21 protein-coding genes and 1 pseudogene are annotated in these 23,954 nt (G+C 52.8%); 15 read left to right on the top strand and 7 right to left on the bottom strand.

Annotated elements, in window-relative coordinates:
* Positions 1 to 32: 32 nt before the first annotated feature.
* Entirely contained in the window at positions 33 to 644 is a 612-nt protein-coding gene (locus NQZ67_RS19195; RefSeq protein ID WP_257449060.1) for a DUF1349 domain-containing protein, read from the bottom strand.
* A gap of 217 nt (positions 645 to 861) precedes the next feature.
* Here NQZ67_RS19195 and NQZ67_RS19190 point away from each other — a divergent pair, with 217 nt between their 5' ends.
* Positions 862 to 2,421 (top strand): ABC-F family ATP-binding cassette domain-containing protein, encoded by a 1,560-nt coding sequence (locus NQZ67_RS19190; protein WP_257449059.1) that lies wholly within the window; start codon positions 862 to 864, stop codon positions 2,419 to 2,421.
* 97 nt (positions 2,422 to 2,518) lie between these two features.
* Here the strand turns inward: NQZ67_RS19190 and NQZ67_RS19185 are convergent, their stop codons facing one another.
* Entirely contained in the window at positions 2,519 to 2,833 is a 315-nt protein-coding gene (locus tag NQZ67_RS19185) for a TetR family transcriptional regulator C-terminal domain-containing protein (protein ID WP_257449157.1), read from the bottom strand.
* A gap of 167 nt (positions 2,834 to 3,000) precedes the next feature.
* Here NQZ67_RS19185 and NQZ67_RS19180 point away from each other — a divergent pair, with 167 nt between their 5' ends.
* The 4 genes from NQZ67_RS19180 to NQZ67_RS19165 all read left to right on the top strand — a co-directional run bounded on the left by NQZ67_RS19180 (position 3,001) and on the right by NQZ67_RS19165 (position 8,406).
* Complete coding sequence (locus NQZ67_RS19180) at positions 3,001 to 3,837, top strand: alpha/beta fold hydrolase (RefSeq protein WP_257449058.1); 837 nt, start codon at positions 3,001 to 3,003, stop codon at positions 3,835 to 3,837.
* 176 nt (positions 3,838 to 4,013) lie between these two features.
* Entirely contained in the window at positions 4,014 to 5,375 is a 1,362-nt protein-coding gene (locus NQZ67_RS19175; RefSeq protein WP_257449057.1) for a stalk domain-containing protein, read from the top strand.
* A gap of 195 nt (positions 5,376 to 5,570) precedes the next feature.
* On the top strand, positions 5,571 to 6,803 hold the full coding sequence (locus tag NQZ67_RS19170; protein ID WP_371825327.1) for an MFS transporter: 1,233 nt from the start codon (positions 5,571 to 5,573) through the stop codon (positions 6,801 to 6,803).
* A gap of 211 nt (positions 6,804 to 7,014) precedes the next feature.
* A complete protein-coding gene (locus NQZ67_RS19165) occupies positions 7,015 to 8,406 on the top strand; it encodes a DUF2252 domain-containing protein (RefSeq protein ID WP_257449055.1) in 1,392 nt (463 codons plus the stop codon).
* 57 nt (positions 8,407 to 8,463) lie between these two features.
* Here NQZ67_RS19165 and NQZ67_RS19160 read toward each other — a convergent pair whose 3' ends face one another.
* Positions 8,464 to 9,330: a LysR family transcriptional regulator gene (locus NQZ67_RS19160; protein WP_257449054.1), complete on the bottom strand. Its 867-nt coding sequence runs from the start codon at positions 9,328 to 9,330 to the stop codon at positions 8,464 to 8,466.
* Between the two features lie 127 nt (positions 9,331 to 9,457).
* On the opposite strand from NQZ67_RS19160, the gene NQZ67_RS19155 reads away from it, so the two are divergent.
* From NQZ67_RS19155 to NQZ67_RS19130, 6 genes are all read left to right on the top strand, one after another.
* On the top strand, positions 9,458 to 9,871 hold the full coding sequence (locus NQZ67_RS19155; protein ID WP_257449053.1) for a GNAT family N-acetyltransferase: 414 nt from the start codon (positions 9,458 to 9,460) through the stop codon (positions 9,869 to 9,871).
* A 248-nt stretch (positions 9,872 to 10,119) separates the two neighbouring features.
* Complete coding sequence (locus tag NQZ67_RS19150; RefSeq protein WP_257449052.1) at positions 10,120 to 12,600, top strand: pullulanase X25 domain-containing protein; 2,481 nt, start codon at positions 10,120 to 10,122, stop codon at positions 12,598 to 12,600.
* A gap of 141 nt (positions 12,601 to 12,741) precedes the next feature.
* Complete coding sequence (locus NQZ67_RS19145) at positions 12,742 to 13,206, top strand: hypothetical protein (protein ID WP_257449050.1); 465 nt, start codon at positions 12,742 to 12,744, stop codon at positions 13,204 to 13,206.
* 29 nt (positions 13,207 to 13,235) lie between these two features.
* Positions 13,236 to 13,682, top strand: coding sequence for a hypothetical protein (locus tag NQZ67_RS19140; protein WP_257449048.1), 447 nt, complete (start codon positions 13,236 to 13,238; stop codon positions 13,680 to 13,682).
* A 125-nt stretch (positions 13,683 to 13,807) separates the two neighbouring features.
* Complete coding sequence (locus tag NQZ67_RS19135) at positions 13,808 to 14,170, top strand: hypothetical protein (protein ID WP_257449046.1); 363 nt, start codon at positions 13,808 to 13,810, stop codon at positions 14,168 to 14,170.
* A 152-nt stretch (positions 14,171 to 14,322) separates the two neighbouring features.
* A complete protein-coding gene (locus NQZ67_RS19130) occupies positions 14,323 to 14,613 on the top strand; it encodes an RNA polymerase alpha subunit C-terminal domain-containing protein (RefSeq protein ID WP_257449044.1) in 291 nt (96 codons plus the stop codon).
* Between the two features lie 57 nt (positions 14,614 to 14,670).
* Here NQZ67_RS19130 and NQZ67_RS19125 read toward each other — a convergent pair whose 3' ends face one another.
* Both NQZ67_RS19125 and NQZ67_RS19120 read right to left on the bottom strand, forming a co-directional pair.
* A complete protein-coding gene (locus NQZ67_RS19125) occupies positions 14,671 to 15,159 on the bottom strand; it encodes a hypothetical protein (RefSeq protein ID WP_257449042.1) in 489 nt (162 codons plus the stop codon).
* Positions 15,160 to 15,171: 12 nt separating this feature from the next.
* Positions 15,172 to 16,776 (bottom strand): phage tail family protein, encoded by a 1,605-nt coding sequence (locus tag NQZ67_RS19120; protein ID WP_257449040.1) that lies wholly within the window; start codon positions 16,774 to 16,776, stop codon positions 15,172 to 15,174.
* A 738-nt stretch (positions 16,777 to 17,514) separates the two neighbouring features.
* Here NQZ67_RS19120 and NQZ67_RS19115 point away from each other — a divergent pair.
* The 4 genes and pseudogenes from NQZ67_RS19115 to NQZ67_RS19100 form a co-directional block, all read left to right on the top strand.
* Positions 17,515 to 18,492 (top strand): diaminopimelate dehydrogenase, encoded by a 978-nt coding sequence (locus NQZ67_RS19115; protein ID WP_257449039.1) that lies wholly within the window; start codon positions 17,515 to 17,517, stop codon positions 18,490 to 18,492.
* 115 nt (positions 18,493 to 18,607) lie between these two features.
* Positions 18,608 to 19,966: an NADP-specific glutamate dehydrogenase gene (gene gdhA / locus NQZ67_RS19110; RefSeq protein WP_257449156.1), complete on the top strand. Its 1,359-nt coding sequence runs from the start codon at positions 18,608 to 18,610 to the stop codon at positions 19,964 to 19,966.
* A 180-nt stretch (positions 19,967 to 20,146) separates the two neighbouring features.
* Entirely contained in the window at positions 20,147 to 20,644 is a 498-nt protein-coding gene (locus NQZ67_RS19105) for a hypothetical protein (RefSeq protein ID WP_257449037.1), read from the top strand.
* Between the two features lie 138 nt (positions 20,645 to 20,782).
* Positions 20,783 to 20,956, top strand: a pseudogene (locus NQZ67_RS19100) (small acid-soluble spore protein H); the annotation flags it as partial.
* Between the two features lie 136 nt (positions 20,957 to 21,092).
* Here the strand turns inward: NQZ67_RS19100 and NQZ67_RS19095 are convergent.
* Together NQZ67_RS19095 and NQZ67_RS19090 are read right to left on the bottom strand one after the other, a co-directional pair.
* Positions 21,093 to 21,791 (bottom strand): response regulator transcription factor, encoded by a 699-nt coding sequence (locus NQZ67_RS19095; protein ID WP_257449035.1) that lies wholly within the window; start codon positions 21,789 to 21,791, stop codon positions 21,093 to 21,095.
* 16 nt (positions 21,792 to 21,807) lie between these two features.
* Positions 21,808 to 23,919: a GAF domain-containing sensor histidine kinase gene (locus tag NQZ67_RS19090; RefSeq protein WP_257449033.1), complete on the bottom strand. Its 2,112-nt coding sequence runs from the start codon at positions 23,917 to 23,919 to the stop codon at positions 21,808 to 21,810.
* Positions 23,920 to 23,954 lie beyond the last annotated feature (35 nt).

The raw sequence follows: 23,954 nt of genomic DNA, 5'->3' as shown, positions 1-23,954 counted from the left end.
GAGCCTGATACCGGCGCGCCTCTTCTTTGTGCTTATGAATTCACCGTTCGAATATCGCCAGAGATGCCATGGGTTAGCAGAAAGTGGTCAAACCTAGCCTGTGCGCCGTCGCCGACCGGAGACTGCGCGACCACACCTACTTTGATCTCCTCCGGACAATTGAGCCGGAAATAACGGACCAGCTTCCATTGCTCCCCGTCCAGCGAATAGTGGAAGGCGAAGCAGTTTCCGGCTCTTGCCATTCGCAGATACGGCTGACTGGTATCCGCTTTGGCGGAGATGCAATCATCCGAGCTTTCTTTGGTCACGACACTAAGGATGGAGGGATGATCCGCAAAAAACTCAAAGCAGAGCTTAGCCCAATGAGTGTCATCGGACATAAACATCAAGCATCCGGAATCGTATTGCTGCTTCATCTCCACGCTGACCCGGGTGACCGCGCTGAAATCGCCCTTGACCCGAGTATACAAAAAAGGAGCAGAGGATTTGACGTTGTCCCCAGATGGATCAATAAAAAAATCGGCAAAAGCTCGCGCTGAGACGATTAATGCCCGATTGGCGTCGAATTCCCAGTAATCCGGCTCATTTAACCAGTTCAGTCCCGCTTGCAAAGATTGGCCGGAGCAGCTATCAAATAAGTTCATGGATACACCTCTTTTTTCATTTTTTAGCTACAATATAGGAATATTATGGCAGGTAAAACCTTAACCAGCAAGGGAGGCGGCCCGACTCTGGTCTGGCTGTGCCGGTTAGAAGAGTTACCAAATATGGGATGAACGTTTTTGTGGTACAATGGTACGGGCAAATCGAGAGATTAATATGTTGGAATTAGCGTGCATATAGGAATGGAGATATAGAACAATGAGTTTATTGACAGTCGAGCAATTATCGCATACGTTTGGCGATCGGGTATTGTTTAGGAATGTGTCCTTCCGTTTGCTCGAGGGAGAGCATGTAGGGCTGGTTGGCGCGAATGGTACTGGAAAATCCACGCTTATGAATATTTTGACAGGCAAGCTGTTGAAGGACGAAGGCAAGGTGGAATGGACGCCCCGCGTTCGTTACGGCTATTTGGACCAGCATACGAAGCTCGAAGCGGGTAAAACCATTCGGGATGTATTGAAAGATGCGTTTCTGCCTTTACTTGTACTAGAAGAAGAGCTGAACGCTATCATTGCGCAGATGGGCGATGCCGATCCGGATACGCTGGAGCAGCTCTTGGAGCGAATGGGGGAGATACAGGAAGAGCTTGAAATCGGCGATTTTTATTTAATCGACGTGAAGGTCGATGAAATGGCCAATGGTTTAGGTCTTAACGCGATCGGTCTTGACCGCGACGTCACGGCGCTAAGCGGCGGTCAGCGGACGAAGGTGCTGCTCGCCAAGCTGCTGCTCGAGAAGCCAGGCGTTCTATTGCTTGATGAGCCTACGAACTATTTGGATGAAGAACATATTCATTGGCTGACCAATTATTTGAGAAACTATCCGCATGCCTTTGTTCTTATCTCTCATGAAACGGGCTTCATGAATCAGGTCGTCGACGTCATCTATCATCTGGAATTTACGAAGCTGACGCGTTACTCGGCCAATTACGAGAAGTTTCTGGAGATGGCCGAGCTGAACAAAGCGCAGCATATCGACGCCTACGAGAAGCAGCAGGAGTATATTAAGAAGCAAGAGGAGTTCATCCAGAAAAACAAGGCGCGCGCTTCAACCTCCGGGAGAGCGAAGAGCCGCGAGAAGCAGCTCGGCCGGATCGACCGCATCGACAAGCCCGAGGAAGCGGCAAAGCCGACTTTTCATTTTAAAGAGTCCAGATCAAGCGGCAAGACCGTATTCGAGGCGGCGGGAATGGTCATCGGCTATAATAAGCCGCTCCTTCCTAAGATGGATATGGTCATTGAGCGAGGCGATAAGATTGCGATCGTAGGCTGCAACGGCGTCGGCAAGTCCACGCTTCTTAAGACGATTCTTGGCGTTATTCCTCCGCTGGATGGCAAAACATATCTTGGCGATTATTTATTCCCCGCTTATTTCGAGCAGGAAGCCAAGGCTCCAACGATGACTCCGCTAGAAGATGTATGGGAGGAGTTTTCCTCCATGAACCAGCATGAGGTTCGGGCGGCGCTAGCCCGCTGCGGGCTAAAGAATGAGCATATTACACGCTCTCTTAATCAGCTTAGCGGCGGAGAGCAGGCGAAGGTTCGTCTTTGCAAGCTGATGATGCGGGAAAGCAACTGGATTTTGTTCGATGAGCCGACGAACCATTTGGACGTAGTGGCCAAAGCCGAATTGAAGCGAGCGCTGCAAGCTTACAAGGGTACAGTCGTACTCGTCTCTCACGAGCCGGACTTTTATGAGGAGTGGGTCACCAAAACGTGGGATGTAGAAGCATGGTCCATGAGCAGCCTGAACATATAGCTGGCTAGCGTCATATTGCGAAGTATTGGAGGGCTGCGACCGGTCAAGTGCTGTGACCTGTTGCAGCCCTCTTTGGCGTGCTTGTTCAACGGCTTGCTTAATCCCTTATCTTATAAGCTGACAGGACAAGCCCTATGTGCTGAATGACGAATTCAACATGTTTATTGTCTTGGGTTAGCCTGCTCGACATTACCCCGCCTTCGATCGAAGAAACGATGAATGAGGCAACGGCTTCGGTCCCCATATCCGGTTGAAGCTCCCCGTTGTCAACGCCTTTATCCAATATGCTTTGAATGAGGGCTGCGAATCGGCCATGCGCGGCTACCGCATCCTCTCTTAATGCAAGGTATCCGTCGTCTGCTTCAACCGCCGTGTTGCGCGCGAGCTGCAACGGTTGGTGGAAACGGGGCATCGAAGATTCTATTTGGGGCACGGCGGACCTCTAGAAGCGGATGAAGTTCGGAGGCATGCTCAATATCTGATGACGCTGTAGCTTACCATGTGATTCAATTGGTATAATGTGGGTTAGTCATATTATACAACCTACTATGTTCAGAAACGGAAATGGAGGAAGTGCAAATGGCGAAGGTTGCAGTTGGACAGGAAAATGGAAATGCGGTTGAGCTGCATTACGAGGATGTAGGAAAGGGAAAACCGGTTGTCTTGATTCACGGTTGGCCGCTTAGCGGGAGGTCCTGGGAGAAGCAAGTGCCTGCATTGGTGGAAGCCGGTTACCGGGTCATTACATACGACCGCCGCGGGTTCGGTCAGTCTTCGCAGCCTTGGGACGGTTACGACTACGATACATTCGCTGCGGATCTGAATCAATTAATCTTGCATCTGGACCTTCACGATGTGACGTTGGTCGGTTTCTCGATGGGAGGCGGAGAAGTAGCGCGTTACATCGGTACTTATGGGACAGAGCGTGTGGCAAAAGCGGTGTTGGCCGGAGCCGTTCCTCCGTTCCTGCACAAAACCTCGGATAATCCGGACGGCGGATTCGACGATGCGGCCATTCGAGGCCTTCAAGACGGGGTGAAAGCCGATCGCCTGGCATTCCTGGATACGTTCACCAAGAACTTCTTCGCCTCGGGTGACCGAACGGACTTGGTTTCCGAAGAGTTCCGTCTCTATAATCGAGATATTGCGGCCTTCGCGTCACCGAAAGGCACGCTCGATTGCATCTCCGCATTTTGTTACACCGATTTTCGCGGAGACTTGGAGAAATTCAACTTGCCGACCCTCATTCTTCATGGCGACTCCGACGCGATTGTCCCTGTTGAAATAAGCGGACAGAAGGCGCATGAGCGGATAGCGGGCAGCCAATTGGTCGTTATCCAAGGCGGGCCGCACGGATTTAACGCAACGCATGCCGAAGAATTCAACCAGGCGTTGGTGCAATTTTTAAATTCCTGAATGGTATAGAGGCGCGCTGAGCGCCGCCTTTCTATAGTCTAGTATGCTGGGAGTCGTGCTGGAGCGCGGCTCCTTCTTTCGTTTTATAGCAAGCGGGGATGGAAAATGCTAGTGGATGAATTAGTATGATGGTATATTAAGGGGTGTTGAGATTCGATCAGAGGAGATAGATGACATTGAAGAAGGCTAAAAAAGGGTTGATCGCTGTATTAAGCGCCATCATGCTGGCTGGCGCTGCTCCGGCATACGATGCCGTACAGGCAGTAGAGAGCAAGATGGTAGAGAATGCATCCGTCCACGTTCTCATAGACGGCCAGCCGCTTCGTTCGGACAAGCCGGTTCTCATCGACGGGAGAAAACGCTTCGTGCCGCTGCGCGCCGTGTTGGAGCAGATGGGCTGGAAGGTGGAATGGTCGCCTGGTCTCATAAAGATCACTTATACGGAACGGCATATTAGCGTCACGAGCAATTTGTGGCTGAAGGATGAAAGCGACATTCGGATGGTGAACAGTACGGCTTATATCGACATGTATCGCCTTGGGGAGATTAGCGATACCGTTGTGAAGTGGATCGACGACACGAGCACCATTATGGTCACCTACGAAAGCGTAGAGGATGACGAAAGCTCCTATGAGGAAGAAGCGGAGCAGCCCGCGTTGTCTGAAGAGGAGAGCAAAAAGGTAAATTACGGGAAGTACGAGAATTCTCCTACTCTTGACGCTTTGGTTGAGCTTAGTGAAGAGCTAACGCGGGAAGGATACGATATTTGGGACGGGATCGGCTTTTACCCCACCTATGACCTCAGCGGCTATTTCAATACGCCGCTGGACGTAATCACCTTCGGATGGACGGGCGGAGACGGCGAGCATTACGGGTTCCTGACGGATTTCGGAATGGCTGCCAGCTTGGAAGAAGCGCCGATCGTCATGGTATCTCCGATGAGCTTCGACCAGCCTGCCATCGTCGTAGCGGACAATATCCGTGAATTCCTTCGCATCGGGATGGTGGATACCAGTCTGTTCTATATGAACTATAAGGATGAACAGGATTATCTGGAGCAGCTTGAGGAGTGGGAGAACGAGTCGGACTATACGCTAACGGATGAAGAGCGTGAACAATGGGAGGAACAGAAGCGGATTGTACGCGAACGGGTAGAGGCGAAGCTGAAGCTGCCCGCCATTCGCGATCCCTACACCTATTCGGAGAAAGTGAGAGCGAAGCGGGAGAAGCAAATCATTGTCCCGACGGAGGATCTGCTGGGCGTCCTGGAGGTGGATTCGCAGGCTGCCGGACTCAATCACAGCACGATCGTGCTGGATGAAGATATCAGCTTAATAGAGCTCAAGGCGTTCCTGAAAAACGCAACTTACGCGTCTAAGCTTGCGCTTTTCCGTGATTTCCACCTTCATTTGGAATCCTACTTCTATCATGAAGACGGCATCGAAGAGACGATCATTCAAGAAATGGAAAGCCTCGGACTGAATGATGAGCTCGCGAGAATGAAGGCAACCCGGATCCGGTATGGTATTAATAAATAGATAACGGAAATTAGGAGGCACCAGTCTTGGTACTGGTGCCTTTTGTTATCGGCTTGCTGCCGAAGTACTGTAATAAAATCGCAATTTATAAGAAACGTTTAGTCGTTGTTTCTGTCATAATGAGGACTGGGAAATTGGCTGTATGGCAATTAATTGTTATAGGAAGCCTCGGGAAAGGTGGAAGAGATGACACATATGGAAGAGAAAAAACATTGGAAGAGGGACATTATTCTCTTCCTGAGCGGTCAAACCATATCGTTGTTCGGCTCGGCGTTAGTTCAATATGCGATTATGTGGCACGTCACGCTAACCACGCAATCAGGACTCATGATGACGCTGTTCATCGTTTGCGGGTTTATCCCTACCTTCCTGTTATCGCCGTTCGCCGGCGTATGGGCGGACCGCTTCAACCGGAAAAATTTGATTATGATAGCGGACTCCATGATCGCCGCCGTGACGCTGGTTCTCGCGATTACCTTCTTAATGGGCTACGACGAGCCGTGGCTTCTGTTTGTCATCGCTGCCGTCCGGGCGCTCGGAGCGGGCATACAGACGCCGGCGGTTGGGGCGATATTGCCGCAAATCGTGCCCGAGGATAAGCTGACGAAGGTTAACGGCGTTAACGGAACGCTTCAGGCGTTAATGATGTTTGTTGCGCCCATCGTGAGCGCGTCGCTGCTTTCCATGGCAACGATCGAGGTCATTTTCTTTATCGACGTGGCCACTGCGCTGATCGCGATCTTCACGCTGCTGTTCTTCTTAAGGATCCCTTTGCACCAGAAGGCGGCGGACGGCCAAACCACAAGTTATTTGGACGATTTCAAGCAGGGAATAACCTACATCAAGAACCATAGCTTTCTGAAACCGTTTTTTATCTTTTTCGCGTTTTTCTTCGTATTGATGGCGCCTGCCGCGTTTCTAACGCCTCTGCAGGTCACGCGAAGCTTCGGCGACGATTACTGGCGATTGACGGCTATCGAAATTGCGTTTTCGGTCGGCATGATGGCGGGCGGAGCCATTATCGCGTCATGGGGCGGCTTCCGCAACAAAGTGTATACCATGGCTTTCGCTAACTTGATTATGGGCGCATGTACGCTGGTGCTGGGCATTGTTCCGGTGTTCTGGATTTACTTAATCGTGATGGCCGTATTCGGCGTTGCTATGCCTATGGCGAATACGCCGACGACCGTCCTGCTGCAGGAGAAGGTGGATTCGAACTATTTGGGCCGGATTTTCGGCGTGTTCGGCATGATATCGACCTCGATGATGCCGATCGGCATGCTCATATTCGGTCCGCTGGCTGATGTGGTGGAGATCGAGTGGCTGCTTGTCGGAACGGGTTTGCTTATTCTCGTTCTGGCTCTCTTCTTCGTTGGCAACAAACAATTAATCGAAGCCGGAAAACCGGCAGCGACAGGGCAAGAATAGACGCGAAGGAAGCAAGGATGATGGTGCGGGTTGGGGACCGAGACAGGGAGGAACATGAGACCTGATTCGGTCTCTTTTTGTGCATATAAGGACAGGTAGAACATATCAGCTAAGCTCTCAGCAGGAAAACGTGCTATAATATGGGAATCATAGGCTTGGAAGATTAACCAATTCTTCATATGAAGAAATTATAAATGCGGAGGCGGGATCCATGAAGCTGGAAGCGGATATAACGGAACAGGTGAAGCACACGCAGCGCAAATTAAGGGGATTGACTTTATCGAGGGTATTGGAAGAATTCGATGGCCAAATTATGGGGCTGAGCGACGAGAAGCGCATGTTGAAATATGCGAAGATGAGAGGCAGCGCGTATTTGTTTTTTCGCGGGAGCGCTTATTTGTTTTATTTCGATGTAGGAAATGAATGGCTGCCTTATCATACCGACCCGGAGCGGCCGACATGGATTCAGGGCGACCTGCACTTCGAGAACTTCGGGGCGTTCCGAAGCGAGAAGGGGCGAATTGTTTTTGACGTTAACGATTTCGATGAAGGGTGTATGGGGTCTTATCTGTACGACGTACTTCGTATGTCCGTCAGCCTCTTTCTAGCTATGTCCGAGAATGGGCTCCTGCCGCCGGAGGAGCAGACGGATATCGTAAACGCCTATTTGACGGCTTATGTGGAGCAGATTAGGAAGTACGCCGAACGCAAGGAGGATCCCGCAGACCTCGTGTTCGACGAGCATTCGACCAAAGGCCCGGTCCGGAAGCTGCTAAGGAAGACGGAAAAGCTTGCGGCCAGCCATTTCATCGAAAAAATTACGTTACTGGAAGAGGGGAAACGCACCTTCCGGTGGTCGGAAGAAATTCAGAAGCCGACGGATGAAGAAAGAGAGCTCATCGTGGACGGCTGGAACGAGTACATGAGCGACTTGGGCTCCCGCTTGGGGCTCGCGGCGAATTACTTTCAAATAAAGGATATCGCGGTTAAGCACGGCTCGGGTACCGCGTCTATCGGATTGGACCGCTTCTACGTGCTGATGGAAGGCGGGGCGGAGAATCAAGGGCTAGACGATATTATTATCGAGATTAAGGAAGTGCGCGCGCCGGTTCCGGTGTACTTCATGCCTTATAGCGAGGCGTTCTGGGAGCAGTTTGCCCATCAGGGCAAGCGGGTTATTACCACACAACAAGCGATGCATCATGAAGCGGACCCGTTCCTCGGCTACTTGACGCTGAATGGCCGACATTTCTACGCGAGGGAAAGATCGCCGTACAAGAAGAAGCTGAAGCTTGCCAAGCTGGTGGAGCCGAAGGATTGGGCGAGAACAGCGGAATGTATGGGACAGATTACGGCCAAAATGCATGCACGCGCGGATGCTGACGTGGATAACGGCATATTGAGCTATCACAGCGAGGACGAGATCGTCCGGGCGATAGGCAAGGATACGGGAGCCTTCTGCGAATATGTGGCGAACAGAGCCTTATCCTACTCGGAGCAGGTCATCGAGGATTATCAGCTGTTCCAGGAATGGAGCGAAGACTGGGAGGCGAAGCGTCGCAGGTCGGCCGCCCGGAGGAAGCAGAGCGTAACGAAGTCGTAAACGAAAAATAGGGGGGGAAGACCGCGATCCATAGAGGGGCGCGGTCTTCTCTTTTTTTTAACGGTACCGCTCCAGAACAAATTCCGTAAACGTCCTTGCTGCGGGAGTATGGGCAGAGACGGCACGCGTAACGAGTCCAATGGAACGATGAAATGCCGGAGTTAACGGCAGAGCGGCAATTCCCGTTGATTCCGACGGAATGGCGAGATGGGGAAGCAAGGTGACTGCTAATCCTGCCCGCACGACCGAAAGGATAGAGTTGGTGTTGCTCAAATCGAAGGTTGCGTTCAATCGAACGGATGAAGGCGCGGCTTTAAGAATCATGTCGAGCAACTGCTCGTAGCCGCTAACGTTGATATAGTTTTCATTAGCGATGTGTTCGATTGAAAGAGCCGATCGCCCGGCTAGCCGATGGGATTCGGACATGACGACGTAAATCGGATCTTCAAGCAGTGGGAAAAAATGAAGGTCATTCTGCGGATGGATAGAAAAACCAACGTCCACCTCGCGGATTTTGACCCAGGCAGCGATATCGTAATAATCGCCCTCCCTCACGAGATAGTCGATGCTCGGGTATTTCTCCTGAAAACCAACCAGTAGCTCTGGCAGCAGATTCGCGGTAAAGCTTGGAAAGGAGCCGATTTTTATTTTGCCTGTTTCAAGCTTCGTCAGTCTTGATGCTAGCTGCTCAATAATTCGGGTTTGATTGATGGCCTCTCTGGCATGAGAAAGGAATGAAGCCCCTGCCACCGTAATTCGAACCTCTCTTCTGTTTCGGTCGAATAGCCCGATGCCTAGCTCTGATTCCAGCGCTTGAAGGGAATGGCTGATGGCGGATTGCGATAAATTCAGGCGCTCTGCGGCTTTTGTAAAACTTCCGGTTTCATATATGGCAATAAAGATTTCGAGCTGAAGAAGCGTCATTATTCACTTTCCTTTTTAAATGAAATTAATTCATATCTATTAGTATTATTATTCGTTTGATTCATATTAATCTCCATCTTATACTAAACGGGAAAGAGGATTCAACTTAAGAAAGGTGTTGCTGCGCATGATGCGGGAAATGACCATGAATGACTATGATCAAATGATTGCTTTATGGAATGAAATTGAAGGACTTTCTTTGAGCGATGCCGATTCTCAACCTAATATGGAGTCGTATTTAATCCGAAATAAAGGACTCAGCTTTGTATATGAGACGGGTGGTCGCATCGTGGGAACTATATTATGCGGACACGATGGACGAAGAGGATTTATACATCATGTCGCTGTTCAACCCGAGTATAGGATGCAAAGGATTGGTCAGCTGATGGTCGATCAGTGCTTAAGTAAATTGAAGGAAGAGGGCATTGATAAGTGCCACATCTTCGTATTGGACGATAATGAGGCGGGCAACCGTTTTTGGAGCAGGACAGGCTGGCAGAAAAGAAGCGGCTTCTCGGTATATTCTAAAGACATTCGATAAACGGAAGGGGCCTAAACTGCTAGAGGCAGCTGGTTCGTCTTACGACGAGACAGCTGCCTCTTTATTTATTCTTATCGTAGAAAACTCAGACTATTGCTTTTTGCTAGTCTATCTTCCGAAATAATAGTTAAGGCAGAGAACGGTTAACGGCATCAGTTATAAGAGCTCGTCTGCAGGAGCATACTGAATGATACGAATCTAGTAGCGGCTTACATAGACTTCAGTTTACCTATGAGGTGGTGTGCAGAATGCAAACTCAAACTTTATTAATGCCAGCGGAAACGATGACCAGAATCGCCCATGTGGCAGGCAATTTTCAGACGCAGCTCGGCATCGCAGGCAACTGGATCGTGGACGCGGCGGAATCTCGGATGAACCATATTGGTAACGGTCTGCATATTCTAAGAGTATCCCTAACTCCCGGCAGCTACGAATACAAAGTAGCTCTGAACGGCAGCTGGCACGAAAACTATGGCGCAGGCGGGGAACCGGGAGGGTACAATATATCGTTCAGGCTTGACGCCCCCAAGGAGGTAACGTTTATGTTTCATGACGATGCCGCATCCAAAAGAGTGGCGGAATGGTATGAAGACATTGCGGACTCCAATGTCGCGCACGCGACATGGGCAGAGTTGGATGCGAATTATGTTTATGACGGAGACGATTTGGGCGCGGTGTATGCGAACGGTCAGGCGGTCATGAAGCTGTGGGCGCCGAAGGCGGATGCGGTCACGGTTCGGTTCTATGATAAGGACAACGCCGAACGGCTGATTGGCAGCTTGGCCATGACGCGAGGCGACAGGGGTGTATGGTCCGTAAAGGCAATGCCGGAAGCACTGAACATCGCGGATGTAAGAGGGTATTATTATCAATATGAAGTGACGCACGGCAAGACGACGCAAAGCGTGCTGGATCCTTACGCGAAGTCGATGGCCGAATTCCGTGTCAGCCCGGCGGGATATCCGCTCGGGGAAGACCGGGATATCGTTGGCAAAGCGGCCATCATCGATCTCGAAAGCACCAATCCCGAAGGGGAATTCGGCTTCGCCCGGATCGAAGGGTACGAACGAAGAGAAGACGCCGTCATCTATGAAGCGCATGTCCGCGACTTCACGTCCGATCCTTCCATCGCGGGCGAGCTGCGGGCAAGATGGGGATCCTTCCGGGCCATGATCGACAAGCTGGATTATATCCGCTCGCTCGGCGTCACCCACGTTCAGCTTCTGCCCGTCATGGCTTGGTATTACGGCGATGAAGCGGCCATGGGGGATAGGGAGCTCGAGTATTCCACGGAGAACAACCAGTACAATTGGGGGTACGATCCGCACAGCTATTTCTCGCCGGACGGAGCCTATTCCGAGAACGCGCGCGATCCCGAGCTTCGGGTAAGGGAGCTCAAGGAGTTAATCGCCGCGATTCATTCGGCCGGAATGGGCGTCATTCTCGACGTTGTCTATACGCATATGGCGAAGGCATGGCTGCTGGAGGATATCGTCCCGGGCTATTATTTCTATCGCAATGAAGCGGGAGAGCTGCTCGGCGGCTTCGGCAGCAACCTGGCAACCAATCACAAGATGGCGGAGAAGCTGATGATCGATTCCGTCAAATACTGGTTCGAGGAATACAAGATTGACGGCATGCGCTTCGATATGATGGGCGACGCGACGTACGAGTCGGTGCAGCGCGCGTATGACGCGGCGGCGGCCATTCATCCCAATCCTCTGTTCATCGGGGAAGGCTGGCGAACGTTCTCCGGGCATCTGGGGGAGCCCGAGCTGACCGGAAAAGGGGCCGATCAGGATTGGATGGATAAGACGGATGATGTCGGCGTCTTCTCCGACGAGTTCCGCAACGAGCTCAAATCAGGCTACGGCTTCGAGGGCGAATCCCGGTTCCTGACGGGCGGAGCGCGTCATATCGCCACGTTGTTTCAGAATATTAAGGCACAGCCTCATAATACGCCGGCGGATTCGCCTGGCGACATGGTGCAGTATCTGGAAGCGCACGACAATCTGACGCTGCATGACGTGATTGCCTTGACGCTGAGAGCGGATCCAAACGACCCTGCTCATGCCAGCGACATCCATAGGCGAATTCGGCTCGGTCACGTACTGCTCTTAACGGCGCAAGGGACGGCATTCCTGCATGCCGGCCAGGAATACGGCAGGACGAAGCAGTGGAGAGGCGGCGGCACGCCGGCTCACGCGCATCCGTTCTATTATGGACACGGCGAGTTCGCCGGGTACTTCGTGCACAACTCCTACAATTCTTCGGACGCCATTAACCGATTCGATTGGAGCAAGGCGACAGATGACGGAACGTTATACCCGGAAAGCCAGCGAACCCGCGCCTATACAGCCGGCTTGATTCAGCTGCGAAAGTCGACGAACGCGTTCCGGCTCGGCGATAGGGACGCTGTGAACCGTCTAGTGACTATGATTCAGGCTCCGGAAATCGGGGAGCTCGATCTCGTCATCGCGTACCGCTGTCAATCGACGGACGGAACGGGCGCTTACTACGTATTCGTGAACGCGGATTCATGGCCGCGTACGCTGACTCTAAACGAGGATCTGACTGGAGGAGACGTTCTGGTGGACAGCGGGGAGGCGGGTACAACCGAAGTGGCGGAGAGATCGGGATTTGCGCTGACGCCAGGCGCCATTGAGATGGAGCCGTTGACGGCGGTTGTTATTCGGGTGAAGCAGCCTGGCGAACATGAGGCGGGATAGTGGGAAAATGGGAAGCTTGCGGCAGAGTCCGCAAGCTTCTTTGTTTTTGATTTCCATGGTTGTCCTCCTGCATACGTACAAGCTACCTTTCAATCGGAGACATATACTATCACCAATCTTACTAGCAGGAGGTGATATTTCATGGGAGCAGAGCTGAAGGCATTTTCATTTTTTGTTTTGCCCAATAACGTTACGGGAGGTACCGCAATTGTATTAACGCCGGCGCCGCAGTCCATCGCTGCGTTCACCATTTCGACTTCGGGCAGCGACCTAGTGAGCTTATTTGGAACTGTAGGATGGCAAGCCGTAGTGGATCAAGGAGGACAAGTCCAGAAGGTAGATGTCATATTCGAAATGTGGCGGGGAGCTGTCGGCACGGGAGAATTAATTTTTCGCGTCATCGACAGCGCGCAAGCGACAAACCAACTAGGCCAGTTATTCGATAATTTGAGGGTAACGACGCTCAAGCATATCGACAAGAGATTTCAGTCGTCGTCATCAAGCGTCTATACGCTTAGCGCGCGGCTTGGAACCGGTGGGGCATCTGCCGCGACGGTGATCGGTCCGATCACTTATTTCGGAGAAGCCATCAAGAATGGGAATTAAGGAACAGGATATGAAGGAGGTGAACTTGAATGGCGAAATTGGAATCTTTCGACTTTCATTGGCAGCAGCTGACACCTTACTCTCTGGCGCAGACGCCGACGGAGTTGGCATCGATTCGCGTTGAAGCTAAGCGTAACGGCGTCGTGAAGCTAGCGGGGAACGTGGGGTGGATTGCACTCATAGATGCTGAAAGTTTAAGCAGCTCGATTGAAAAAGTGGACGTTGTTTTTGAGATTTGGCGTGATGCTATAGGCAAAAGTTCTCCCATCTATGTGGGGAGAGACAGCGCTCAGGCGTCGGATCGCGGGAGAGGACTTACTTTTGATAACTATTGCATTTCATCCATGGATCTCATTGATTACAATGGCGGGGAGAATGGCAAATATATTCTAACTGCTAGAGTGATAAACCTTTTGAACATAGATGCACTCGTTATTGCTCCATTAACGTTTTATGGCGCTGCCATTGAAAAATGAATAATTAGTGAGGAAAGGTGGTGGTTATATTGTCAAAACTCAAAGAGATTGCTTTTAGTATACACTCGCCTAATATCTTGGAGATACCCGTAACGACGGTTCCTCAATCTATTGGGGACTTTACGATGAACGTACGAACGAATAACGTTGTGAAACTGGTAGCGAACGTCGGATGGTTGGCCGTGGAGAACAGTGGGCTACAAAGCGTAGGGCCGGTAAAGGTAGATTTGATCCTTGAGATTTGGAGAGGACCTGTTGGAACAGGCACTGTCATTTATCGTGCAACGGATAGTGCTTCGGCCACAAACCAAAGAGGATTTGCCGTATTTGATAACTTCAGACTTACGACGATCTGTCATGTCGACGGACCTTTCGCATCATCGCAAAATGTCACCTATAATCTGTCCGCCCGACTGGGCACACCGGGAACACCACAAGCCTTGATTGTTGGACCGATTACGTTCTACGGGGAAGAAATTCAGCCGTAATAGAAGCTGATAACGACCAATTTAGGTAGCGTTAAGACTCGCTCGACTTGAAATAAGGCAAGCGAGTCTTTTTTCACTGTTGCAAGGCTTACATAGAATAGTTATGTTATGCTACTTAACGAAGACGATTTTCTTATATGGGAGGGAGCAACATGGTGACATCCCCAAAGAGCTTAAGAACGTGCCCAAACGGACATGCCTACTATAAAAGCAGCGACTGTCCTACGTGTCCGACCTGCGAGCAGGAAAAAACGGCGGGTGGGTTTCTTGTCCGATTATCCGCGCCCGCAAGACGGGCGCTGGAGCATCATGGCATCACGACGCTGCAGCAGCTTTCGCAGCACAGCGAAAAAGAAATTTTGAAGCTGCACGGCATAGGACCTGGATCTCTCCCGAAATTAAGGGAAGCGCTGGAGGAGCAAGGACTTACGTTCAAGCCATAGCGGTGAACGAAAAACAGAGCAAAAGATGCGGCAGCATCCTTGCTCTGTTTTTCTGCGTTACGCTTCGTCAACAAGCTTATCTACGAATTGATGGAGCTGATGGAGAATGAGACCGTTCATTCGGTCGAGATGCTGCAGCCCCTGCTCATTGTCGAGCCAGTCGCGCCTCAGCATGGCGTTATGCTTGAAATAAAGCGCCCCGCCCTTGGCGGCTACGCCGAACGCGCCGAGAGGGAGCGTGTGGTTGAGACTGGCGCAAATATCCAAGAGACGCTCATAGCTCTCCGGCTCCGTCTCCTCGCGGACGACCGAGAACGTCTGCAGCAGGTGGACGCCTTCCTGCGCCGCTTCGTCCAAGCCGGGGATGAACCCGATCTCGAAGATGAGCGAATCGCTGCGGGATCCGATCTCGTCGAATCGGATCAAAAGCGATGCGTAAGGCGCTTCTTCATCCGGCTCCGCCAGCTTCGAGGCGATCCCGTGGCCGTCGTAATAATCGAATAGTCGGGTTAACACGGAGTAAGCGAACGATGATGAGTCTGTCATGGCGATGCTCCTCTACGTATGCAGTTTTTTGGCGATCATTTCTTTGCTCGGCGCTTTCTTCTCCTTATCGATTCTAAGCCCGATGCCTTCGATAATTTGAATGCTTTCCTTGTCCTCGCCGGCCACGCCGCTCTCGTACAGCATGGAAGCCAGATCGGTTACCAGCTGGGCATAACACTGACCAACGCTATTGAAGCCGTGCTTCTCGAGCAGCGCCTGCCGGAGCTGGCTTTTCTCGATGCCCTGGTTCTCGGGAAGCGCCGCGGCTTCCTCGACTTTGAGCGCCTTGTCGACGAACATTTCTTTTCTCTTGTACTTCTTGTAAAATTTCACGACCGCCGCGACCCCGCCTAGAATAGCGGCAAGCGCGATGAGGATCGGTCCGGCCGGTGAAGCGGCCGCGGCGATCAGCATGGCCCCGCCGGCGATCATCATCGCTCCTTTGACGGCGGTCATTCCGCTCTTGGACTTGTTCATCTCCTGCGTCGACCGGCCAAGATTCGCCGCCAGCAGCTTCTTGTCGCTCGTCTCGTCGCCTTCCTTCTCGGTAAGCTCTTCTTCGAGCTGACCGAGCTTCTTCGCGTTGCGTCCGCTCTCGATATAGCCTGCTGCGCCTCCAACCATGTAGGCCGCGCCGCCGACGATGGCGCCGGCGCCCGCCGCCACGGTAGCCGCGCCGTTCAGCGCCATGCCGGATACCTCTCTGACGCCGTTCACCGTGCCGGCGGAGAATCTCGCCAAATCGGCGGCTCCGCTCGCGCCTTCCCCGGCGACGATCTGGGCCTTGCCGGCAGCGCTCATAGCGCCGTCGTAGTTCTGCGTCGCGTTGTAAATCTGCGACACGGCCGCGACGCCGCTCAGGCCGCCCGCAATCGGAGCGGCGACCAGCGCCGTGCCGGTCGCCCCGCCGGCTCCCAGCGTCTTGCTGATCGTCGCCGAGCCGGAGACGCCGCCAGCCGCGCCGGACGTGCCGATCGCGGCATAGCTGGCGTAATCGCGGTCTTGGTCGGCATTGTAGTTGTTCGTATCGATCATCTTGGCCTGACGGCAGATGACGGAGAACTTGTCCCAATCGACCGACTTGGAGATCAAGCCGGTCATCATGATTTTCTTCACGGCCTCGACCGATATGGACCGGGCGCCACCGGCCATAGAGCGGATCGCGCTCATCTTCTGCTCGGGACTCAAGACATCGAAGAAGCCGAATAAGCCGGATTTCTTGGAGGCGTTCGCCTGCTCCTTCAGCCAGCCGTACACATCCGCATAGCCGCCTTTGCCCTTCAAATCGGCCGGTATGCTCGGCGTCGCTATGACGGCCTCGGCAGACGCCGCGCCGGCAGACGCGTTCTGAAACAAATTGCCGGGGCGTACGACATGCGGCTGGGCAGGAGGCCCGGACCCGGAGACGGCGCCGCTTCGTTCGCGGAACAGCTGCACAACCGCTTGATTGCCTGCAGTCCGCTGCAATTGCATAATAGCCGCGGGGGTCATATGCCCTTGATTGATTTTCGAGAATGCTTGTCTGGGTTCGAAATCGGCCTCGCTGGATGCGCGAGAGGCATGTGGGGAGGGAGCGGTAGATTTGGCTTGCGGCAAGCGATCGGCTGGTTCGGGCATTGGAATCCCCTTCTGCTAAGTGGTAATAGATAGAAACATCGTACCATAACGCCATTACTATAGCACTACTTCCTGGAATGGGATTCGACATTTTTCGATGAAACGGAGCTGCGGAACATATCCGTCTTAACGGCGAGAGAAGTGACGATCATATCCCTTCAAGGGTTCTAAGAGGCAAAGTCCCTGCTTGCGGATGCAAAAACTAACTTTTTTTTAAATTTTTCCGTGCGATTCACAGCCGAGAAGGGGGTTATAAACGAACATGCCGTGTTAGGTTACAGGCAACTGGAGCCAAGAGAAACTCCGTATAAATCGTAAAGTTTATATAAATGTAACGATACCTAACTTAAGTAGTTATCAAGAATTACAGTTAATAATTGTGATATATTCGGACGAAATTGCGAAAAGCACGACATAAAAAAAGTTATCAAACATCCATCTGTGACTAGCCTAGAGCATTCGCGCGAATGAAAAAAGAAGATGGAAATCAGCAAGTCTGCCAGCGGAAAAATAAAATGGGGTTGACAAAATACGATGTTAGGTTACCTTCTGTTTGCACTATATAAATATTTGTTTGCATTATTGCGATGAATTATTTAAAATAAATCGATGTTATGATTGGAATTCAGCGAGTCTGAGACATTTTTGGCTAAACCCTTGTCTTCTGTCTCTAAATCTCGAAGGACGGAGATGAGCTCCAGATAATAGGTGGTTTACCTTGATTTTAGGAGGAAAAAAATGGAAAAAATTAAAGTGGGTATCGTCGGTTACGGTAACCTCGGCAGAGGCGTCGAAAAGGCGATTAAACAAAATCCGGATATGGAGCTTGTTGCGATTTTCACCCGCAGAGAGCCGGAGCAGCTGGCGACGGGCGAAGTGAAGTTCGAGCATATCTCGGTGGCCGAGCAGTACAAAGGCAAAATCGACGTTATGATTCTCTGCGGCGGTTCGGCGACGGATCTTCCGGAACAAACGCCGTTCATGGCAAGCATGTTCAACACGGTTGACAGCTTCGACACGCACGCGAAAATTCCGGAGTTTTTCGATCAGGTAAATGCTTTAGCGAAGCAAAGCGGTAAACTAAGCGTTATCTCGACCGGCTGGGATCCGGGTCTCTTCTCGCTTAACCGCTTGCTGGCACAAGCCATCCTGCCGGAAGGGACGGATTATACGTTCTGGGGCAAAGGCGTCAGCCAAGGACACTCGGACGCTATTCGCCGCGTGCCTGGCGTGAAGGCGGGCGTGCAGTACACCGTTCCCGTCCAATCGGTCATCGAGCGTATTCGCGCCGGCGAAACTCCTGATCTGGCGACGCGCGAGAAGCATCTTCGCGAGTGCTTTGTCGTAGCCGAAGAGGGCGCCGACCAAGAGGCCATCCGCCAGACGATCGTTTCGATGCCGAACTACTTCTCCGATTACGACACAACGGTTCATTTCATCACGGAAGATCAGCTGAAGGCCGAGCATCAGGGAATGCCTCATGGCGGCTTCGTCATCCGCAGCGGTATTACGGGAGAGGGCACGAAACAAATCATCGAGTTCGGCCTCAAGCTGGAGAGCAATCCCGAGTTTACGGCAAGCGTTATGGTCGCATACGCAAGAGCGGTTAACCGGATGAGCATCGAGGGGCTCAGCGGCGCGAAAACCGTATTCGACGTCCCATTCTCTTATTTGTCCCCTAAGTCGCCTGAAGAGCTTCGCCGCGAATTACTGTAGAATCTACAGTAATTCGCGTTAACCCTAATCCTATTCATAAACGAACGATGAGTAGAGTTCAGTCTTTATCCCCGTCGTTTCGTGCCAAAGGAGTGTCCACCGAGTGAACGATGTAATGGTTAAACAGCAATCCGCAAGGGAATATGTGCAGTCCATTTACGAAACGGTAATTCACCGCAACCAAGGCGAGAAGGAATTTTTCCAAGCAGTCAAAGAGATACTGGATTCGCTGATTCCGGTGCTCGAGGCTAACCCGCATTACATCGAGCACAGCATCCTCGAGAGAATTACCGAGCCGGAAAGACTCATCTCCTTCCGCGTGCCATGGGTTGACGATAACGGCAAGGCACAAGTCAACCGCGGCTTCCGCGTTCAGTTCAACAGCGTTCTTGGGCCTTACAAAGGCGGTCTTCGATTCCATCCTTCCGTTAACGCAAGCATTATTAAATTCCTCGGCTTCGAGCAAATTTTCAAAAACTCACTCACCGGCCAACCGATTGGTGGAGGCAAAGGCGGCTCCGACTTCGATCCGAAGGGTAAATCGGAGCAGGAAATCATGCGCTTCACGCAAAGCTTCATGACCGAGCTCTACCGCTACATCGGCCCTGATATCGATGTGCCGGCTGGCGACATCGGCGTCGGCGCGCGCGAGATCGGTTATATGTTCGGACAATTCAAGCGGATCAGAAGCGGCAATGAAGCGGGCGTTCTTACGGGCAAAGGCCTGGGATACGGCGGAAGCCTTGCGCGTAAGGAAGCGACGGGTTACGGCTGCGTCTATTTCGTCAACGAGATGATGCAAGCGAAAGGACTGAGCCTGGAAGGACGCACGGCCGTCGTATCCGGCTCCGGCAACGTATCGATCTACGCGATCGAGAAGCTCCAGCAGTTTGGCGCGAAGATCGTAGCCTGCAGCGATTCGAACGGCTACATTCACGATCCGGAGGGCATTGATCTGGCTCTTGTGAAGCAGCTGAAGGAAGTGGAGCGCAAACGGATCAGCGAGTATGTGAAAGCTCGTCCGAATGCGACTTATACGCCGGGCTGCGAAGGCATCTGGTCGATCCCTTGCGAGATCGCCCTGCCATGCGCAACGCAGAACGAGATCGACGAACAGTCGGCGCAGACGCTTGTCGACAACGGCGTTATTGCCGTAGGCGAGGGCGCGAACATGCCTTCCACATTGTCCGCGATCGATGTTTTCTTGAACAACAATGTGTTGTTCGGGCCAGCGAAGGCGGCTAATGCAGGCGGCGTAGCGGTGTCGTCGCTCGAGATGGCGCAGAACAGCATGCGTCTGTCGTGGTCGTTCGAGGAAGTGGACGCGAAGCTTCATGAGATCATGCGGGATATTTATCGTAACAGCGAAGCGGCAGCTGCCAAATACGGCTATCCGGGCAACCTGGTTGTCGGATCGAACATTGCTGGCTTCGTCCGCGTCGCGGACGCGATGATCGCACAAGGCGTGGTCTAATATATTCATCATACGTAGGCAGTGCGGAGATAACCTCCGCGCTGCTTTTTTTATTTTGTAATCCGTATCGAACTCTCGCAATCTAGCAAAAGCATAATTTTAATAGTAGTAGGATTAGCCCTATCAAAATCTGCTAGCGATACATTTAATATAGAAACTAGCAGAAGGGAGGGGACGAACATGTCGGGTAAATTAACAGAGTTGATTGAAAACGGCGGCTTCGAATCAGGGGTTCTTGCTCCTTGGACGGTCGTGGTGGGAACGGCGGTCGCCACGAGCGGGGCGAAGGCGCATTCCGATAATTTCGTTGCTTCGATAGGAACAAGCACCATATTGAGACAAACCATACGCAGAGGACTAACGGATGACAAAGCGTACCGGTTATCCGGCGCTTTATCCGATGGCGGAGGCGGGACTGATGTGCCGGAAAATCCAACCGTTGTTGTCCGATTGCAATTCATTGATGAAGACGGGGATATTCTGGAGATTTTCGCGAAAAAGTTTAACCGGCTAACGATTCCGAAAAACGCGGAAGGAAATTATCGGGTATTCAATCTATTAGCGAAATCGCCAGATAATACCGTAGGAGCAATCGTTACGATTGAAACCGCTGCTGACGGATTAGAAGGGATTGTTATCGCGGACGATTTCTCGCTCATTCAGGAGAACAACGACTAATCCTCGTTGAAGAGCTTGGTGCAAGCGCCACGAAAGCCGGAGTCCTCGCATGAGGACTTCGGCTTTCAGCTAGGTCCTGCATATAAATCCCCTCCTCCGCACAAAATGAAATGATTAGAAACAGAGGAGGTATGTGGGATGAACACCCAAAGAGCGCAGGAAATCGCGGAATCGCCAGTTATGGCGAACGTGGAGTACAATGGAACCCGCGTTTATATTCAGCATGTGAACGAAAGCAACGATACTGTCAGAATTTATCCCCTCGACCGGCCGGAAGAGGAGATGGAGGTGCCCGTTCGGAGTCTCTCCGAGCCCGATACGCAAGTCGCCATGGAAGTCGAGCAGATGGCCTGCAGGGTTCAAAGCGATACATAAGCAAGCCTTGGAATCCAAAAGAAACAGCGGCAGAGGAGGACGATAACCGTCCATCTCTACCGCTGTTTTTCGATTACTGCTGTTGCCGCGATTGCTCTACCAGCTTCCGTGCCTCGTGGCGTGTCATGACCTGGAGCTTGCTCAGAATGTTCGACACGTTGTTGGCGACGGTCTTGGCGCTGATGTGGAGGTGGTCGGCGATCTGAGCATTCGTGTCGCCGCTTGCGATGCGCGCCAAGATTTCCGCTTCGCGGCGGGTCAGCTCGGCGAAAGCCGGATCGCGCAGCAGCTCATGTCCTCCGACACGCCGTCCCGCCGCTTCTTCCTCGGGGAGAGCGGCCGCGGCCTGCGGGGCTTGCGAGGCAAAATAATGCATCATCCGCTCCGCGATTCCCGTGCCGAAGACGGCCCGGCCGCTTCCGACCATTCGGATCGCCTGAAGCAACTCCTCCTCGTCCGCATCCTTCAGCACATAGCCTTTGGCGCCGACCCGCATAGCGGTAAACACCGATTGATCTTCCTGATTCATGGTTAGAATCAGCACCTCGATCGACGGATACAGCTCCTTGATCCGTTCGGTCGCCTCGATTCCGTTCATGCCCGGCATTCGGATATCCATCAGGATCAGGTCGGGCTCAAGCTCGCCGGCCAGCCTTACCGCTTCTTCGCCATCCGACGCTTCCCCGATCACCTCCAGATCATCCGTCGTGGCGAGCAGGCTTCGAACGCCGCCCCGGAACATCGGGTGATCCTCGGCAATTATTATTCTCATCCGTCCGAGCCTCCTTCTATTGCAGCGGGAGCATCGCGCGAACTCGCGTGCCGCCGGTGTTCATTCGTTCAATGACGCATTCTCCGCCGATCTCCGCGGCGCGCTCGCGCATGGAGATCAGCCCGATGCCGCCCGTCATTCCCGTCAATGCCGGACGCTTTGCCGTGCCTACGCCTATGCCGTTGTCCGTAACTTCCACGAGCAGCTTCCGGTCCTCCGTCACGGTCAACGTGACTTGGCAGTCGGTTGCGTCCGCATGCTTCACGACGTTAACCATCGATTCCGTCACGATCCGATAGACCGCAACCTCGACGGCCGCGCGAAGCGAAGGCAGCTCCTGCGGAGCGTCAATCCGCATATGAAGCCCTTTGCTCGCAGCACCGTCCGCGCCAGTCGTGGCGGGCTTCGCCATCTCGTCCATGCGGGCGCGGATGGCGCCGACCAGCCCGAGCTCGTCGAGCGCAGGCGGCCGGAGATCATTAACGAGGGAGCGGATGTCTTGGACGGTCGAACGAATGACATGCCCAAGCTCATCAAGCTTGGTCACCGCCGCGGCGGGTTCCTTGTCGACGAATTTGCGCGCGATGGCGACATTCAGCGCTAGTGCGGCGAGGCGGGGCGCAAGATCGTCATGCAGGTTGTTCCGAATCCGCCGGCGCTCCTCCTCTCTGGCGAGGACCAGCTTCTCACGGGATTCCTGCAGATCCTCCGCCAGCCGCCGCATCCCTTGCAGCATATCCGCGTTGTTGACGATCGGCGCCGCTTGTTGAAGGAGCACTTCGAGGAAAATCAGATCCTCCGACGAAAAAACTTCTCCCGCCGAACGTCCCGCGGCGTACAGAGTGCCTATGGTTTTGCCCTGATAGACAATCGGAAAAGCATGCAGCTCCAACTCGTCTCTCCGCTCGCCGGCCTCGGCCAGCCTTGTCTCTTGGCCTTCAATATCCATCGCGATGCTGGCGTAAGGCAGTCGAAGCGCGACTTGCACCTGCCGGGCGATCGCGGACAGCATCGCATCGGGCGCAAGCGGCTGCATCATTTGGCTGCCCAGCTCTAGCAGTACGGCGTAAGGATCGTCATGGCGGCCTTTCATCAGCCGGTTCACCAATTTCTGAAGCCACTCCTTGAGGGGCCCGAACACGACGGCGACGAGCGCCGTCGCGATGAGTGAGACGACATAATTGCTCCAGTCGACGAACAAATTGCCGAGGTACAGCACGACGCCGGTATACAGTAGCACGATACATACCGTCAGGGCGCCGTAGACGATCGTCCGGTTAACGAGCGGATTGATGTCCCACAGTCTCCGCCTTAGAACGGCCAGCGTCAGCGTAATCGGAAGAGCCGACAGGCTGAGGTGGAGAGCGGCATTCAGATAGAGATAATAAACGGCATTCCCCTTGTAGAAGTTCGGATCGAACATCATGCTGATCACCACGAACCCGAAGAAGCAGACCGTCACGCCGTATACGACCCATTTGGTTTGCTGGCGCTGCTCGGGGGAGGAAACCTTCCTGAATCGATGAACCTGGGCATAGATCAGCAGCAGGGTGGTCGATGCATACCAGATAAGCTGAATAATTTGAGGGACGTGCAGAGTCCGCCATAAATTCCCTTCAAAAAAGATATGCGCAATATCCACGATCGCAATAAGCATCATGGCATACCTCGACCAGGTCGGCACAAACTTGCCGTTCGGGAACAGGAGGCAGAACAGCGATATGGCAATCCAGCCAACACCCGCCACTCCAAAAAACCAGTATTTCGAGAAGAGAAGACCTTCCGAGCCTACCGCGACAAGCGACGGGAAAGAAGTGCCGAAGGCGATCATTGCCAGCGCGGCGAGCAGGCCGATCGGCTCGCGGGCGCTCTTCCATAGCAGGATGAGGGCGGCGGAATAGAACACGATCGTAATCGAGCAGTCGATGATGACATGAAGGAGCGCGATCTCGGCTACCGTGGGTCCGCCAGGCTCCACGTTCAAGGCGGGAACCGACACGCCGCATCCTTCCGTTATACACTGGGCGACAAGCTTGTCGTAGTAGATCGGAATGCAGCTTGCATAGATGGCCGCCGTCACGATAAAGAACAATCCGATAAGGATTTGATAGATTCTAATTTTTCTCATGGCTCTAATTATAGCGGCGATAGAAAGTTTTGGAT

The sequence above is a fragment of the Paenibacillus soyae genome, assembly GCF_024623455.1.
GTDB classification, from domain to species: domain Bacteria; phylum Bacillota; class Bacilli; order Paenibacillales; family Paenibacillaceae; genus Pristimantibacillus; species Pristimantibacillus soyae.
Note: the sequence above shows the minus strand (reverse complement) of the source record. Positions and strands in the feature narration are given on the sequence as shown.

Coding starts and splice junctions, on each gene's coding strand:
- NQZ67_RS19195 (WP_257449060.1), bottom strand. CDS start 644: ATGAACTTATTTGATAGCTGCTCCGGCCAATCTTTGCAAGCGGGACTG.
- NQZ67_RS19190 (WP_257449059.1), top strand. CDS start 862: ATGAGTTTATTGACAGTCGAGCAATTATCGCATACGTTTGGCGATCGG.
- NQZ67_RS19185 (WP_257449157.1), bottom strand. CDS start 2,833: ATGCCCCGTTTCCACCAACCGTTGCAGCTCGCGCGCAACACGGCGGTT.
- NQZ67_RS19180 (WP_257449058.1), top strand. CDS start 3,001: ATGGCGAAGGTTGCAGTTGGACAGGAAAATGGAAATGCGGTTGAGCTG.
- NQZ67_RS19170 (WP_371825327.1), top strand. CDS start 5,571: ATGGAAGAGAAAAAACATTGGAAGAGGGACATTATTCTCTTCCTGAGC.
- NQZ67_RS19165 (WP_257449055.1), top strand. CDS start 7,015: ATGAAGCTGGAAGCGGATATAACGGAACAGGTGAAGCACACGCAGCGC.
- NQZ67_RS19160 (WP_257449054.1), bottom strand. CDS start 9,330: ATGACGCTTCTTCAGCTCGAAATCTTTATTGCCATATATGAAACCGGA.
- NQZ67_RS19155 (WP_257449053.1), top strand. CDS start 9,458: ATGATGCGGGAAATGACCATGAATGACTATGATCAAATGATTGCTTTA.
- NQZ67_RS19150 (WP_257449052.1), top strand. CDS start 10,120: ATGCAAACTCAAACTTTATTAATGCCAGCGGAAACGATGACCAGAATC.
- NQZ67_RS19145 (WP_257449050.1), top strand. CDS start 12,742: ATGGGAGCAGAGCTGAAGGCATTTTCATTTTTTGTTTTGCCCAATAAC.
- NQZ67_RS19140 (WP_257449048.1), top strand. CDS start 13,236: ATGGCGAAATTGGAATCTTTCGACTTTCATTGGCAGCAGCTGACACCT.
- NQZ67_RS19135 (WP_257449046.1), top strand. CDS start 13,808: ATGAACGTACGAACGAATAACGTTGTGAAACTGGTAGCGAACGTCGGA.
- NQZ67_RS19130 (WP_257449044.1), top strand. CDS start 14,323: ATGGTGACATCCCCAAAGAGCTTAAGAACGTGCCCAAACGGACATGCC.
- NQZ67_RS19125 (WP_257449042.1), bottom strand. CDS start 15,159: ATGACAGACTCATCATCGTTCGCTTACTCCGTGTTAACCCGACTATTC.
- NQZ67_RS19120 (WP_257449040.1), bottom strand. CDS start 16,776: ATGCCCGAACCAGCCGATCGCTTGCCGCAAGCCAAATCTACCGCTCCC.
- NQZ67_RS19115 (WP_257449039.1), top strand. CDS start 17,515: ATGGAAAAAATTAAAGTGGGTATCGTCGGTTACGGTAACCTCGGCAGA.
- gdhA (WP_257449156.1), top strand. CDS start 18,608: ATGGTTAAACAGCAATCCGCAAGGGAATATGTGCAGTCCATTTACGAA.
- NQZ67_RS19105 (WP_257449037.1), top strand. CDS start 20,147: ATGTCGGGTAAATTAACAGAGTTGATTGAAAACGGCGGCTTCGAATCA.
- NQZ67_RS19095 (WP_257449035.1), bottom strand. CDS start 21,791: ATGAGAATAATAATTGCCGAGGATCACCCGATGTTCCGGGGCGGCGTT.
- NQZ67_RS19090 (WP_257449033.1), bottom strand. CDS start 23,919: ATGAGAAAAATTAGAATCTATCAAATCCTTATCGGATTGTTCTTTATC.